The sequence below is a fragment of the Candidatus Methylomicrobium oryzae genome (genome assembly GCF_016745425.1).
GTDB classification, from domain to species: domain Bacteria; phylum Pseudomonadota; class Gammaproteobacteria; order Methylococcales; family Methylomonadaceae; genus Methylomicrobium; species Methylomicrobium oryzae.
Genome location: NZ_JAERVK010000008.1, coordinates 106668 through 120323 on the forward strand (window position 1 = coordinate 106668; position 13656 = coordinate 120323).

A 13656-nucleotide genomic window follows, 5' to 3' on the forward strand; every position below is an offset into this window, starting at 1 on the left:
GGCGCGGATGCTCTGCATCGGTCAACATCGCTTAGGCTTCCGGCTTCTCTTGATTCTGGGCGGTTTGTTGGTATCAACGCCCGACAGCATGCGCCTCCGTCGCCAGACCGTGGAACATCCGTTTGGCACGATCAAAGCCTGGATGGGCTCAACGCATTTTCTGGCCCGGGCACTGAAAAACGTCAGTGCGGAAATGAGCCTTGCAGGTGCTGGCCTACACTATGAAGCGAGTCATGAACATCCTAGGCACTCCAGCTTTGCTTGAGGCTATCAGGGCCTGAAACCCTGCTTGTATCCTTACCTTCGCGGCTGATATTTGCCCAGCAGTTGGGAGGCTGTATCCAGATAGCCGATGAAACCCAAGCCGCCGATCCCCATCATCGCCCCGTAGAAGAACAATAAGGTATCCCACTCCAGTCGCCCGACTTTTTCAAACACATCGAAACGCCCGCTTTCTGGGTCCGGCGTAGGGCTGTCATGCGCCTCAGTCCCCGCGAATAATTCCACCTCCACAAGCGGTACGGGTTCATCTTGCGTCTTTTGCAGAAAATCTGGACTTGAGCTGCCGGCTTCAAAAATTCATCTCAATCTCCTCTCGCCTAATCAGGCACACGCTAAGTTATCGGGGAGCCTGTCCGTCAATATTCGCTCGACGTGTTGCGCTGGCCAAGGCAACCTCGGCCTCATACCAACCTTCACAGCAATTGCGTCCCTTATGGCCTCTTGCCAGGTTGATTACACTTTTGGCTTTGGCATAGAGCTTAAAAAATAGAAGAATCAGCCGTTGTGTCCCGGGAGAAATCGGTACATGACTGCAGATCAGTTTGTCATCATAGAAGCCTCGGTCAATCATCCGAACGGCGCCGCGGACCTGAACGCTTACTGTCACACCGGCAGGAAGGCGCGGACCAAGCACTACCGCATCCAAAAGATCACCGTCCATTCCATTAAAGGCCGAGATCGAGCCATAGTTGAAGGGACAGGGTACGGGAGAGATAAAATCCAATTCGCCATTCGATCCCCGCTTCAAAAAACTCCCGCGAGGAATCTCAATGACAACTTCAACTAAAGGCGCGTCTTGATCGATGTTGACTGAATTCATGGGTATAAAGGTAATTGTCGATTTTTTTCTTTTTCTTTGACTTGAGTATTGGCTCGTTTGTGATGGCGGGCGTGATGCATGCGCAGCTTCGGGCATGAACCCATCACTCCGGAGCATACCTCGACCGGCAAAAAATGGTCGCAACAAAACTCCCCATGTTAGGTTCAATCCGGACTAAGATACAAAATTGTCAAATCGAGTCTGAATTAATACCATTTGAATCCAGCTTGTTCCCTTTGCATGGTCTCTTTACGCCATTTTTACGCCGGATTTCTTAAACTAAGCGGATCAAGCGTGTCGTGAGATGCTGTTTTTAACAAACTCCTAATTGATGCGCTGAATGATAACCTTCCTTCGAATCAGCCCGGATATTTTCGTGAAAATCAGTGTGAGTGTGCCGCAAACCCTGTCAATTTTTGACCTAGATAGCCCCTCGCGGCTGATCAAGGCAATCGCCGGTTTAGCGTTTTTGTGCCATACGACCTATGGAGAAGCGAGGAAAATCCAAGAGCCAGCAGGACTGATTGAGGCTTTAACCGAGAAAGACATTAACGCTGCCGCGTGGCTTCAAGACATCCGGCTTTCCCTCGGGGGCTGGGTAGCCGCAGGCGGCAATTTATAATCCCGACCATCCCGTGGCCCATTCGAACGCCCCGGTCTCGTTCAATTACCGGGCGAACGAATTCAACTTGAAACAGCTCAACTTGTTTGTGGAACGGCAAACGGTAACGACGGCCGATGAATGGGGCCTCGGCGGGCGCTTCGATGGGATGTTCGGCCTCGATAGCCCGTTTACCCAGGCGACCGACCACTGGGATCAGCACCTGATCGACGATCACGATCTGCGCTTCTACAAACTGGCGTTGCCGCAACTGTAGGAAATCTACGCACCGTTCGGGAACGGGCTGACCGCTAAGCTCGGGCGCTTCTACAGCATCATCGGCTATGAATCGGTCGCCTCCCCGCCCAACTTCTTTTATTCCCATTCCTACAGCATGAAGTCCTCGCCGTTTACCCATACCGGCGCCTTAGTGTCGTATCCGCTGCAAAGCAACCTGACCTTCTATTCGGGCGCCGTGACCGGTGCGGATAATTTCGATCGGCAGTTCGGGGCCTGGAGTTATCTCGGCGGCTTTAACTGGACCGACGAGGACAATGCCACCTCGTTCAGTTTTTCAGTGCTGAATGGCGATGTCAGCGAGACGCTCGAGACAACCTGACTTATCTCAGTGCGTTTCTTTTAAAACTTGGCGTATTGAGAACGGAGAGGCGGCTTAAAATTAATGAGCGGTTGTGATGATGGGGACAAGAACAAATGTCATGAAGCAGGGCTTATCCAGCGTGCCACACCAATAGCCTCCATAATCAACTCAATCGCCAGCGCTGCCAAAACCATCCCTGTAACACGCTCCAAGATCGCGGCACCGTTTCTCCCGATAAGGCGCACAATGGGTTCCGCCAGCAGCATCAACCCGTAAGTGATGGCCATGATGAGAACGACGACGCCTGCGGTTATGACTTGCGTCGAGATTGGGTAAACGTGGTTATCGGTCAGGAGGACCACAGCCATGATTGCCTCGGCTCCGGCGATGGAGGGCACCGCCAGCGGGTAAACCGAAATGTCGTGCCCCTCTTCCGGCGCCGTGGACGGATCCTGCGGGAAGCCAAAAATCATCTGCAGTGCAAACAAGAACAAGATCAGTCCACCCGCGACTTGCAGCGAAATCAATTGAACCTGCATGGCTGCCAGGAGGACCTGCCCGACGACGATGGAGGCCAACAAAATCACCGTCGAGTAAACTACGGCTTTCAGTGCGACCTTGCGCCGCTGCAGCGCAGAGAAACGCACGGAGAGTGATGCAAAGAGCACCACTGTTCCGACGGGCTCGATAGTCACCCACAGCGTCAGGAAATCTTTAACTGCCTTCTCGATCATGTGTAATTTTTTCGGTTCCCGTTAAGGTGCGCTCCGTGGACGCCTAACAAGGTATTAGACAGTTTTCGTATATCATCCAAAACTGGAAGATGAACAGTTCCTGTTTATCTTAACACTGACTGCTTATGGGTGTTAAACGGACGTTGAAAGATTTCCATTGAACGTCCTCTTGGGGGCGATAGCATTAATCCGGTTCTTATATAGATCATCGACCAGATTCAAGCATAAAAAATCGGGTTGCCCCGGTTTTCTGAAGTGCCTTGCAACTCTTGGCGGACTCTACGCCTCATTGTCGCGGTAAGTTCTTCGGCCGAGCAAATCAGCGCCTCTCCCTCGACTTCCAGAGCCTATTTGCGCTGCTGTAGAGCCGCTTTCATGGCGGGACGTTCGGCCAGCGGAAGACCGGATTCGATGTGTTCGGCTTCGCGTTTGGCCATGTCGTGCAACATGCGTTGCATGGTGAGGGGGCCCAACAGCGGAAATTACTTTACTCGGCTGCTGTTGCCGGCCTGCGTCTTGACGAAGCGGTCGATGGCGGCCAGCGCATGGTCGAGCCAATGCAGCTCTTCATTGATGCCGACGATTTCTGCGCGAATATCTTGGAACTGTTGCAGCGCCTGGTTGCGGATTTTTGCCAGGCTTTGCTTGATTTTATCGGCTTCCATTCATAACCTCCGTAGACAGAGCCTTGAGTCTCGCATAATCCCAATCACTGTTGATCACGTGCATGATTTTGTGTAGGCCGGCTTTGCGCAGTTGCATCGCCTCCCACTTGGTTTGATTGAATTTCATTTCCGATCCTATTTCTCTTTATGCATGATGAATGGCAATCCAAAACTGGATCTGATTGATATTTAATATATTTCTGTCGATTTTGCCGAGAACGGCAATTTCCCCAATACTGAAGGCTTTGCCGGCCGAACACAATACGCCGTCGGGCCGCGGGCAAGGTCCGGGCCTGCCAGAAAGGGTACAAAAATGTACCCTACGGATATTAAAGGCCTTTTTGTCGAACATGAGGCCGCCATGATTTTTTAAGCCCTTGGGGCAGCGGCACTTAACCCCCTGAATTTTGGCCCCGATTCATTCACAAGAAAATCAGAAAAAAGCCTTGCTAATCAACTCAAAATGTTAACTTAACCGCCTTAGGCATCGCTGACGTACTGCACGCCCTGGGAAAAGGACCCGGATCGGCAGGATCGGCTCTCCCTCGACAGTATGCGCAGACAAATCCTTGGCGATTGCCGGGCAAAGTGACTGCCAGAACGCGCGCGGCCTTTCCTCTTATTGAAAGGTTTGCCGCAGCCGGCATAAATCTTTTAAAAAAGGCGTTGTCCCGGGTTCCGTTTTGCAGGCCAGCCTCACGCCTTTGGTTTTAAAGTCGAAGCTTCGCATTGTTATCTTTTCAACTCCCGATGATATCTCAAAAAAATATATGTCCCCCTATATCGCCAAAACTGGGGGAATTGGGGGAGATTGGCCGCAAAGCCAGGCGCGGCGTGGCTTTCAAGCTCCCCCAGTGGTCAAAAAAATGGGGGAATCTCCCCCAAACTGCCCTAAATATCCCCAATTGGGTCGCTTTTTCCAACCCAAAACCGAACAAATGAGCCAGATAAACCATTGCGTCGTAAAATCGTCGTTCTCCAATTTTTTCGGCCCTGAGGGAGCAAATAGTCTTTATAAAACATAGAAGTAAATATCCCCCGGCTTTACCGGTGGATATTTACTGTCAAACCCTGAACGCGCCATTTCTTTTTCCGCCGGCGTTTCAAGCAGCTCGGTTTGATGGTGTCCGGAGGAAAATCGGTCATTGTTCACCCTCCCCGATCTCCTCAAGCATTTTCCGGATTTGCTTGACGTCCCAAACGCGCGTTTTGGGGCGTCAACAGCTTGTCCGGCGGATAACGGCCGTCTTTCACGCCGTTATAAAAAGAGGTTTTCGAGATTTGCAGGACAGCCAGAACGGAAGGCAGCCTGGCAAAGCCTTCTTCCGGCAGCGGGGCAGGTTTATAGGTGATTTTTTGGCGGGTCTTGGCGGGTTTTGTTTGCCTATTGGCGTCTTTCGCTATCATCAGTTGCGGCTCCTTGAACCGTGTTGAACGATGATAGGTATTAGATGATAGGTATTATCTAGAAGACCTTTCTCATTTTCCCGGTGAAAATGAGAAAATTTTACGATTAAGCGACTTACTTGATTTAGAGCGGGTCAGTCTTGCCTAAAAGTGTAAAATCCGGACCTGATCAGACAGATTTTAATTTGAGCGACAACACAGTCTGACATCGAATGCCTCAGTTCGACCCTAAGGCGACATAGATTTACACAATAACTGTGGTAAGAGTTAGGTATTAAGCCCTCATTCAAAATTTAGGTGCAATTAGGTAATGCCAGGAAGACAGCTATGCATACAAATTAAGTCACTTACAATACCAACACAGCGGTACGCTTTTGGCCGAACTCAGCCAGTAACCAATTTTTTAAACGTAATCACTTCGGCACCACTCTTTAATCCATCCAAATAATCCGCCCAAGCCTGCATCATGCGCCGGCGCTCTTCCAGATATTGCGCCCGATTGTAGGCGGCCCGCACCTGATCCCTTGGCATATGGCATAATTGCCGCTCGATCGCGTCCGGGCTCCAGCCTTGCTCATTCAACAGCGTTGACGCCATGCCTCGGAATCCGTGCGCCGTCATCGTATCGCTGTCATAGCCCATCGTCAGCAACGCCGTTCTGATCGTATTTTCGGACATAGGCCGATGATCGCTACGACTCGATGGGAAGACGTAGCGACCGGCTCCGGTCACGGGCTTGACGGATTCCAAAATAGCGATCGCTTGCGTTGACAGCGGGACAAGATGCAAGGCGCTGGTTTTGGTGATATACGGCCGCCATTCACGCGCAGCCAGGTCGACATCTTTCCACTCCATTTGCCGAATTTCGCCGGGGCGTTGAAACAACAACGGCGATATCTTTAAGGCGCACTGCACCACAAAAGTGCCTTGATAGCCGTCGATGCTGCGCATCAATTGTCCGACTGCTTTCGGATCGGTCAGCGCGGCCCTGTGTTTTACCTTTGTGGCCGGGATCTGTTTGGCGACTGCTTGCGCCGGGTCATAGTCGGTAAATCCATGCGCGATAGCATAGGCGAAAGCCGCGCTGATTTCGCTGCGGATGCGGTGGGCGGTTTCCAGCTTTCCGGATTCGGTCAGCGGTTTGATGATTTCGTAAACGTGCGGCGATTTGACTTCACTGATCGCCATGCGGCCGATTGCCGGGAAGACGTAGATTTCAAAGTTGCGGATTTTCTTTTGATGGGTCGCTGTATTGACGGTATGCCCGACTGACGCCAGCCAATCGCGGGTAATATGCTCGAAGCTGTTCAGAATCGGCAGACCTGCCTCAAGGCGTTTTTGATTCTCGGCCTTGATCTGTTTGGCGGCCTTGGCTTCCTTGCGGGTGTCACTGGGATCGATGCCGCTGGCGACTTTGGTACGGGCATCTTCGGCCTTGCGGCGGGCGTCGGCAAGTCCGGTAGCCGGATAAATACCCAGTGACAAAGTTTTGCGCTTACCGTCGATAGAGTAATCCAAACGCCACCATTTCGCGCCGGTCGGCTTGACCAGTAAATACAGCCCATTGCCGTCATTTAGCCGTTTGTCTTTATCGCCGGGTTTGGCATTGCTCACGGTCGTGGGTTTCAGTAACTCTTTCGCCATTTTGCAGTAACTCCATCCAAAAATTGCAGTAACTCTGCTTTTAAAGAGGCTGTAGCGCCGCTTTGTGAAATGCGGCAATTGACTGGATCGGGCGAGGCGTGCAGTAACTTTTCGGTCATTTGCAGTAACTCGTTCAAAAAATGCAGTAACTTTTGCGGGGCCGTCAGGTGTTACTGTAAATGTTACTGCTTTTTTTGTCGAATGTGGCTGGATTTGGTTGCACTTCTTCGGACAATAAAAAACCCGCAAAGCCTTGCGGCTCGCGGGTTTTTATACTTCTTTGGTTTTCTTCAAACCTTCAATTGGTGCCGATGGTCGGATTTGAACCGACACGACTTGCGTCACCACCCCCTCAAGATGGCGTGTCTACCAATTTCACCACATCGGCAAATATTTCTATTCTAAAAAAGCCTATTTCTTTTCAGCAGTCTTAGACTCTTCTTTTTTCGGTTCAGCGACTGGTACTGCTTCTTTAGAAGCCGTGTCAGCAGCCGGCACTTCCGCTGCCGGTTGAACTGGTGGCGCCGATACTGTATCAGCTGCCTGCTTAGGCACGGCAGGAACTTCAGCATCGACTTTTGCACCTTCGACATCCGGCAAAATCTGGCTTCCTTTATCGCTGGCAGCCTCGCTCATGATATCGGTCGTGCCGCCGCGGTGACCATTGAATACGGCAAGACCGAGACTGGTCGTAAAAAACAGCGTAGCCAAAATAGCGGTCGTTCTGGACAGGAACGAGGCAGCGCCTTGAGCGCCAAAAACCGAACCCGAGGCGCCGGTTCCGAATGCCGCACCGGCATCGGCGCCCTTACCTTGCTGCATCAGCACCAGGCCAATGATGCCCAATCCTAGCAAGACATGAATTATTATAATAGCCTGATACATAGAAAGTCTAAACTTCTTAAATCGAGTGATAAATCTTCAGGAAAGAATCGGCATCCAGAGAGGCCCCGCCGATCAATCCGCCATCGATGTCGGGCATCGCAAAGAGGCCTTTGGCATTATCCGGTTTGCAGCTTCCGCCGTATAAAATCTGCAATTTGGCTGCAATATCTTGATTTTGCTTTGCGAAATAGTTACGGATATAGGCATGGACTTCCTGCGCCTGATCATCGGTCGCCGTTTTGCCGGTGCCGATAGCCCAAACGGGCTCGTAAGCGATGACCGCACCATGAAAAGCTTCAATGCCGGCGGCTTTGATTACCGCATCGAGCTGTTCGTCAATAACGCCGAAAGTTTCGTTCCGCTCGCGTTGCTCCAGCGTTTCTCCGACGCATAAAACCGGTACGATATTTTGCGTTTGCGCTTGTATAAACCGCGCCGCGACGGATTCGTTGGTATCGCCGTAGTAGCTGCGTCTTTCGGAATGGCCGACGATCGCATATTTGCAGCCGAATTCGGCCAGCATCGCGGCGGATACTTCGCCGGTATAGGCGCCGGAAGCCTTGTCGGCAATATTTTGAGAGCCTAACGCCAGACGGGTTTCTTTGACAAGTTCACTGACGGACGGAATCTGAACATAAGGCACACAAACTGCAATGTCGCCCTCGGTATTGCCAAGGCCGGCCAGGATGCCTTCCACGAGCGATTTTGCGCTGGCGAGCGTGCCATTCATTTTCCAATTGCCAACAACCAGAGACCGACGCATTGTTTTCCCTCTCAAAGAACTAAATCGCGCATGATAAAGGAAACCTGATCATTTTTCAAGCCCGAAGAGAACTTCTGACCGCGTCGGCCAGTTCATTAGCGTAGGCGTTGACCGTATCCTCATAACGGCCCTCGACCATCACCCGGATCAGTGGTTCTGTCCCCGAAGCTCTCAGCAATACCCTGCCCTCGTTGCCAAGCTTCTGCTCGACGGCCTTGACCGCTTTTTGAATCGGCTCGCAGTGAGCCGGATTAATCTTTTCCTCGATTTTTACATTGATCAGAACCTGCGGAAACTTCTGCATGCCGGACTTTAACTCGTACAGTGTCTGCCCGCTGCTGTGCATTTCTGCAAGCACCTGCAGGGCTGATATGATGCCGTCACCGGTAGTGGTCCGGTCCAGACAGATGATATGGCCGGAGCCTTCACCACCGAGTATGCCTTCGTTTTCTGTCAGCATTTCCATCACATAGCGGTCGCCGACATTTGCTCGCAACAGCTTAACGCCGAGATGCCTCAGGCCGATTTCCATGCCTAAGTTGGTCATTAGCGTGCCGACGACCGGTCCATAGAGCAATCCTTGCTGAAGGCGGGATTTGGCGATAATGTAAATCAGTTCGTCACCGTCAACGATTTCGCCTTTATGGTCGACCATAATCAGCCGGTCGCCGTCGCCGTCCAAGGCGATTCCCAAATCGGCCTGCTGCGCCAATACGGCTTGCGCGAGTTTTTCAGGCTGCGTCGCCCCGCATTCGTCATTGATATTCAGCCCGTTAGGGTCCCCTCCGATGACAGTGACTTCGGCACCGACTTCGCGGAAGACATGCGGCGCGACATGATAAGTCGCGCCGTGCGCGCAGTCGATCACGATTTTCAGGCCTTTAAAATCGAGCTTGGTGGGTATGGTGGCCTTACAAAATTCGATATAGCGGCCGACGGCATCGACCTGACGTTTAGCCTTGCCGAGGCTCGACGAATCGACTGTCGTCATCGGCGAATCCAGATAATACTCGATCTGCTCCTCGATTTCGTCCGGCAGCTTGGTCCCGTTCACGGAAAAGAACTTTACGCCGTTGTCGTAATATGGATTGTGCGACGCGCTGATCACAATCCCGGCTTTGGCGCGCAAGGTGCGCGTCAGATAGGCAATACCCGGCGTCGGCATCGGTCCTAACAAGCGGGTACCTACCCCAGCCGCCGTCAAACCCGATTCGATCGCCGATTCGAACATATAACCGGAAATGCGCGTATCCTTACCGACCAGTACGAAACCGGAACCTTCGTTCGCGAATACCTTGCCGGCCGCCCATCCCAGCTTCAAAAAAAAATCCGGCGTAATCGGATAATTACCGACCGTGCCTCGAATCCCATCGGTGCCAAAATATTTCTTTGCCATGTTCTACATTTCTTTGTGAGAATCATTCGAGATTAGCGAACGCGTTGCGTTTGCCATTAAAAAATCCATTCGGTTCCGGTTTGCGCAAAAAAGAAAGGGGAGGCTCCACAGGGCTGGCGCCTCCCCCTGATTTGTCAAATATTAGCGCGGATAGGCAAGGCCTAATTCTGCTTGGCAGCTTCGCCCAAGGAGCCGAGTTTGTCGTCCTTCGGATTCGCATCGCCGACCGATGTGAGCGAAGGCGGCGTGGAATCGTCCCAACCCTGCGGTTCCCTAACCGGCAGCCGTGTCATCAGGTCGTCGATCTGGGCCTTATCGATCGTCTCGTATTTGATCAGCGCTTCGGCCATTGCATGCAGGATATCGATGTTTTCTTTCAGTATTTTTTCGGCCCGCTCGTAGTTGCGGTCGATGATCGAACGGATTTCCTCATCAATCGTGTGCGAAGTTTCCTCGGCGACCGTTTTGTGTTGGGTAACAGAACGCCCCAGGAAAATCTCGCCTTCTTCCTCGCTGTAAGCCAAAGGCCCCAAACGCTGCGACAAGCCCCATTTGGTGACCATATTTCTCGCCAGTTCGGTCGCCCGTTCGATGTCGTTCGAGGCGCCGGTACTGACCTGTTCCCAGCCGAAAATCATCTCTTCGGCAATACGGCCGCCATACAGGCTCGAAATCATGCTGTCCAGCTTTTGCTTGCTGGCGCTGTACTGATCTCTCTCGGGCAGGAACATGGTAACACCGAGCGCGCGTCCGCGCGGCATGATGCTGACTTTGTACACCGGATCATGCTCGGGCACGAGCCGGCCGACGATCGCATGGCCTGCCTCGTGGTAAGCGGTCATTTTCTTTTCTTTGTCGTTCATCACCATCGAACGGCGTTCCGCGCCCATAATCAGCTTGTCCTTAGCTTTCTCGAGATCGACCATGTTGACCAGACGCTTGTTCGACCGTGCCGCAAACAAGGCCGCTTCGTTGATCAAGTTCGCCAGATCGGCGCCCGAAAACCCCGGTGTGCCCTGAGCGATATATTTGATTTCGACATCGGTGTCGGTCGGTACCTTTTTCAGGTGCACTTTCAGGATTTGCTCGCGACCTCTGACATCCGGGAGGCCGACCGTGATCTGGCGGTCGAAGCGCCCCGGACGCAGCAACGCCTTGTCGAGCACGTCCGGACGGTTGGTCGCGGCGATCACGATGATGCCCTCGTTGCCTTCGAAACCGTCCATTTCAACCAGCAATTGGTTCAGCGTTTGCTCGCGCTCGTCATTGCCGCCGCCGAGGCCCGCACCGCGCTGCCGCCCGACCGCATCGATTTCGTCGATGAAGATGATACAGGGCGCATGCTTTTTCGCCTGGTCGAACATATCCCGCACTCGGGAAGCGCCGACGCCGACGAACATCTCGACGAAGTCGGATCCGGAAATCGTAAAGAAAGGCACTCGCGCCTCGCCGGCGATCGCCCGGGCCAGCAAGGTTTTACCGGTGCCCGGCGGACCGACCATTAGCGCGCCGCGCGGAATCTTGCCGCCCAGACGCTGGTATTTGGCTGGATCTTTCAGGAAATCGACCATCTCGACGACTTCTTCCTTCGCTTCGTCGCAGCCGGCGACATCGGCAAAGGTGACTTTGATCTGGTCTTCTTCGAGCATGCGCGCCTTGCTTTTGCCGAAGTTCATCGCTCCGCGGGCGCCGGCGCCGCCGCCCTGCATTTGCCGCATGAAAAATACCCACACTGCAATCAACAGCAACATCGGTCCGAACGAAACCAGGAGCTGCATCAACAACGAAGGCTGTTCGGGAGGCGTGGCCTTAATGTCGACCCCATTCGCCAATAGATCATCGACCATGTGCGGATCGTTCGGCGCATAGGTTCTAAAAATTTGGCCGCTCTGCAGCTTGCCTTTAACGACCTGATCGTCGATCATCACCTGGCTGACCTGACCGGATTTGACCGCTTCGATAAACTGGGAGTAAGACAATGTCGAATCCGCGCCATCCATCTGCGGACCGAAATTGTTAAAAATGGACATCAGCACGACGGCGATGACCACCCATAAAATGACATTTTTCAACATTTCGTTCAATTTACACGACCTGGGCCCTTATGGCTCTCGTAATATACTTAGACATCATTATAACAGCAGAATAACGGCAGAGCCCCACATTGGCTGCCGATATTTCCTGTGTCGGCAGCATCACGAGCGGTTTGGGTCTGTTTTCTGTTATCAGTTGGGAATAATGGGGGTCCTTTCTCTCTATTTAAAGCCCCGCGCGAGCAAATAAACTTCATTGCTGCGAGGACGCGAGGCTTTCGGTTTTCTGATCAGCACCTTGGAAAACGATTGCTGCACTTGCTTGCAATAGGTCTCGAAACCCTCACCCTGGAACAACTTGACCAGAAAGGCGCCGTCTTTTGCAAGCACCGACTGCGCCATTTCCAGCGCCAGTTCGCCGAGATAGAGAGAGCGAGGCTGATCGACGCCCTTGCTGCCGCTCATGTTCGGCGCCATGTCCGACATCACCAGATCGACGCGCTTGCCTTCGAGCACCTGCATCAATTGATCGAATACCGCCTGTTCGCGAAAATCGCCCTGAATGAATTCGACACCAACAATCGGCTCCATTTCCAGAATATCCAGCGCGATAATCTGGCATTGGTCGCCGAGAAGCTGTTTGGCGTACTGAGACCAACCGCCCGGCGCCGCGCCGAGATCGACGATTCGCATACCCGGCTTCAGAATATGGTCTTTGTCCTGAATTTCCTTCAGTTTAAAAACCGCGCGCGAACGATAACCGAGCTTCTGAGCCATTTTGACGTATTCGTCGTCGAAATGTTCCTGCATCCAGCGGGTGCTGCTTTTTGTTCGGGCCATAACAGAATGATTTCGTGTAAAATAAATATTTTTGTTTTAGGAAAACTGAGTGGACTCAACGGATAAGAAACGGCTCCGGGCCGAAGCGCACAGCCATAAGCCGGTAATCATGATCGGGCAAGCCGGACTATCGCCTGCCGTATTGGCCGAGATCGAAATTGCGCTCGATTGTCACGAATTGCTAAAAGTCAGAATACGGGCCGAACGGGAAGACCGCAAAACGATCGGTGACGAAATTGTCGCCGCGACAGGAGCTGAACTGATTCAAATGATCGGGCAGATCGCCGTCCTATATCGACCCAATCCTGAAAAGAGGATTAAAAAAGCGGCACCCCCTAAAAAACCGAAGCCTAAAAAGGCTTTTAATCACCGCCGGTAAAACCAAGGTTCAAGGTCCACGTCCCTTGAACCTTGTATCCGCATTTAGATATATTCAACCGAAATAATTTCATACTCGACATTGCCGCTCGGCGCCTTCACCGTCACGACATCGCCGGTTTCTTTTCCGATCAGGGCACGGGCAATCGGCGAACCGATCGAAATGCGGCCTTCCTTGATGTTGGCTTCATCTTCGCCGACGATTTGGTAAGTCACTGTTTTGCCGGAATCGAGATCCTCGATTTCGACAGTCGCACCGAACACGACCTTGCCGTTCGGATCGAGCTTGGTCACGTCGATAACCTGCGCATTCGACAGTTTCGCCTCGATTTCCTTGATTCGGCCTTCCGCAAAGCTTTGCTGTTCGCGCGCCGCATGGTATTCGGCGTTTTCCTTAAGATCCCCGTGCTCGCGCGCAGTCGCAATCGCCTGAATGATACGCGGACGAATCACCGTTTTCAGTTCTTCCAATTCCGCGCGCAACTTTTCCGCGCCTTTCACGGTAAGAGGTACTTTTGTAGTCATTTAATTTCCAACTCCAACATTTTTTATATTCCATTTTGGGGAATTCACAATTCACACGCGTCAAGGCCGGCCGCAAGGCACG

At 52.4% G+C, this 13656-nt stretch carries 16 protein-coding genes, 1 tRNA gene and 2 pseudogenes; 4 read left to right on the forward strand and 15 right to left on the reverse strand.

Annotation, left to right across the window (positions count from 1 at the left end; genetic code table 11):
* Positions 1–79 precede the first annotated feature (79 nt).
* Positions 80–281 (forward strand): annotated as a pseudogene (locus tag JJL52_RS21385) (IS5/IS1182 family transposase); the annotation flags it as partial.
* A 16-nt stretch (positions 282–297) separates the two neighbouring features.
* Here the strand turns inward: JJL52_RS21385 and JJL52_RS10545 are convergent.
* Together JJL52_RS10545 and JJL52_RS10550 are read right to left on the reverse strand one after the other, a co-directional pair.
* Positions 298–513, reverse strand: a complete 216-nt coding sequence (locus JJL52_RS10545; RefSeq protein WP_202052494.1) for a hypothetical protein — start codon at positions 511–513, stop codon at positions 298–300.
* 106 nt (positions 514–619) lie between these two features.
* The gene (locus JJL52_RS10550) at positions 620–1102 is read right to left on the reverse strand and encodes an inorganic diphosphatase (RefSeq protein WP_202052376.1); all 483 of its coding nucleotides are present in this window, start codon (positions 1100–1102) and stop codon (positions 620–622) included.
* A 376-nt stretch (positions 1103–1478) separates the two neighbouring features.
* On the opposite strand from JJL52_RS10550, the gene JJL52_RS10555 reads away from it, so the two are divergent.
* A complete protein-coding gene (locus tag JJL52_RS10555; protein ID WP_202052377.1) occupies positions 1479–1724 on the forward strand; it encodes a hypothetical protein in 246 nt (81 codons plus the stop codon).
* 13 nt (positions 1725–1737) lie between these two features.
* Positions 1738–2322 (forward strand): annotated as a pseudogene (locus JJL52_RS21390) (outer membrane beta-barrel protein).
* 98 nt (positions 2323–2420) lie between these two features.
* On the opposite strand, the gene JJL52_RS10570 reads toward JJL52_RS21390, so the two are convergent.
* The 12 genes from JJL52_RS10570 to rlmE form a co-directional block, all read right to left on the reverse strand.
* Positions 2421–3038 (reverse strand): MarC family protein, encoded by a 618-nt coding sequence (locus tag JJL52_RS10570; RefSeq protein WP_202052379.1) that lies wholly within the window; start codon positions 3036–3038, stop codon positions 2421–2423.
* Positions 3039–3520: 482 nt separating this feature from the next.
* Positions 3521–3703, reverse strand: a complete 183-nt coding sequence (locus JJL52_RS10575) for a hypothetical protein (RefSeq protein WP_202052380.1) — start codon at positions 3701–3703, stop codon at positions 3521–3523.
* 1012 nt (positions 3704–4715) lie between these two features.
* Positions 4716–4856, reverse strand: a complete 141-nt coding sequence (locus JJL52_RS10580) for a hypothetical protein (protein ID WP_202052381.1) — start codon at positions 4854–4856, stop codon at positions 4716–4718.
* Positions 4857–4870: 14 nt separating this feature from the next.
* The gene (locus JJL52_RS10585; RefSeq protein ID WP_202052382.1) at positions 4871–5110 is read right to left on the reverse strand and encodes a hypothetical protein; all 240 of its coding nucleotides are present in this window, start codon (positions 5108–5110) and stop codon (positions 4871–4873) included.
* A 384-nt stretch (positions 5111–5494) separates the two neighbouring features.
* Complete coding sequence (locus tag JJL52_RS10590; protein ID WP_202052383.1) at positions 5495–6754, reverse strand: tyrosine-type recombinase/integrase; 1260 nt, start codon at positions 6752–6754, stop codon at positions 5495–5497.
* Entirely contained in the window at positions 6736–6873 is a 138-nt protein-coding gene (locus JJL52_RS10595; RefSeq protein ID WP_202052384.1) for a hypothetical protein, read from the reverse strand. The genes JJL52_RS10590 and JJL52_RS10595 overlap by 19 nt, the downstream gene beginning before the upstream one ends.
* A 184-nt stretch (positions 6874–7057) precedes the next feature.
* A tRNA-Leu gene (locus JJL52_RS10600) sits at positions 7058–7142 on the reverse strand.
* 23 nt (positions 7143–7165) lie between these two features.
* Positions 7166–7639: a preprotein translocase subunit SecG gene (gene secG / locus JJL52_RS10605; protein WP_202052385.1), complete on the reverse strand. Its 474-nt coding sequence runs from the start codon at positions 7637–7639 to the stop codon at positions 7166–7168.
* Between the two features lie 16 nt (positions 7640–7655).
* Positions 7656–8402, reverse strand: coding sequence for a triose-phosphate isomerase (gene tpiA, locus JJL52_RS10610; protein WP_202052386.1), 747 nt, complete (start codon positions 8400–8402; stop codon positions 7656–7658).
* A 55-nt stretch (positions 8403–8457) separates the two neighbouring features.
* Entirely contained in the window at positions 8458–9798 is a 1341-nt protein-coding gene (glmM, locus tag JJL52_RS10615) for a phosphoglucosamine mutase (protein WP_202052387.1), read from the reverse strand.
* 161 nt (positions 9799–9959) lie between these two features.
* Positions 9960–11873, reverse strand: coding sequence for an ATP-dependent zinc metalloprotease FtsH (gene ftsH / locus JJL52_RS10620; protein ID WP_202052388.1), 1914 nt, complete (start codon positions 11871–11873; stop codon positions 9960–9962).
* A 180-nt stretch (positions 11874–12053) separates the two neighbouring features.
* A complete protein-coding gene (gene rlmE / locus JJL52_RS10625; RefSeq protein WP_202052389.1) occupies positions 12054–12671 on the reverse strand; it encodes a 23S rRNA (uridine(2552)-2'-O)-methyltransferase RlmE in 618 nt (205 codons plus the stop codon).
* Positions 12672–12720: 49 nt separating this feature from the next.
* On the opposite strand from rlmE, the gene yhbY reads away from it, so the two are divergent.
* Positions 12721–13050, forward strand: a complete 330-nt coding sequence (gene yhbY, locus JJL52_RS10630) for a ribosome assembly RNA-binding protein YhbY (protein ID WP_202052390.1) — start codon at positions 12721–12723, stop codon at positions 13048–13050.
* A 44-nt stretch (positions 13051–13094) separates the two neighbouring features.
* Here yhbY and greA read toward each other — a convergent pair whose 3' ends face one another.
* Positions 13095–13574, reverse strand: a complete 480-nt coding sequence (gene greA / locus JJL52_RS10635) for a transcription elongation factor GreA (protein ID WP_202052391.1) — start codon at positions 13572–13574, stop codon at positions 13095–13097.
* Between the last annotated feature and the right edge of the window lie 82 nt (positions 13575–13656).

Coding starts and splice junctions, on each gene's coding strand:
- greA (WP_202052391.1), bottom strand. CDS start 13,574: ATGACTACAAAAGTACCTCTTACCGTGAAAGGCGCGGAAAAGTTGCGC.
- ftsH (WP_202052388.1), bottom strand. CDS start 11,873: ATGTTGAAAAATGTCATTTTATGGGTGGTCATCGCCGTCGTGCTGATG.
- JJL52_RS10595 (WP_202052384.1), bottom strand. CDS start 6,873: ATGACCGAAAAGTTACTGCACGCCTCGCCCGATCCAGTCAATTGCCGC.
- JJL52_RS10570 (WP_202052379.1), bottom strand. CDS start 3,038: ATGATCGAGAAGGCAGTTAAAGATTTCCTGACGCTGTGGGTGACTATC.
- glmM (WP_202052387.1), bottom strand. CDS start 9,798: ATGGCAAAGAAATATTTTGGCACCGATGGGATTCGAGGCACGGTCGGT.
- secG (WP_202052385.1), bottom strand. CDS start 7,639: ATGTATCAGGCTATTATAATAATTCATGTCTTGCTAGGATTGGGCATC.
- JJL52_RS10585 (WP_202052382.1), bottom strand. CDS start 5,110: ATGATAGCGAAAGACGCCAATAGGCAAACAAAACCCGCCAAGACCCGC.
- tpiA (WP_202052386.1), bottom strand. CDS start 8,402: ATGCGTCGGTCTCTGGTTGTTGGCAATTGGAAAATGAATGGCACGCTC.
- rlmE (WP_202052389.1), bottom strand. CDS start 12,671: ATGGCCCGAACAAAAAGCAGCACCCGCTGGATGCAGGAACATTTCGAC.
- JJL52_RS10590 (WP_202052383.1), bottom strand. CDS start 6,754: ATGGCGAAAGAGTTACTGAAACCCACGACCGTGAGCAATGCCAAACCC.
- JJL52_RS10550 (WP_202052376.1), bottom strand. CDS start 1,102: ATGAATTCAGTCAACATCGATCAAGACGCGCCTTTAGTTGAAGTTGTC.
- JJL52_RS10575 (WP_202052380.1), bottom strand. CDS start 3,703: ATGGAAGCCGATAAAATCAAGCAAAGCCTGGCAAAAATCCGCAACCAG.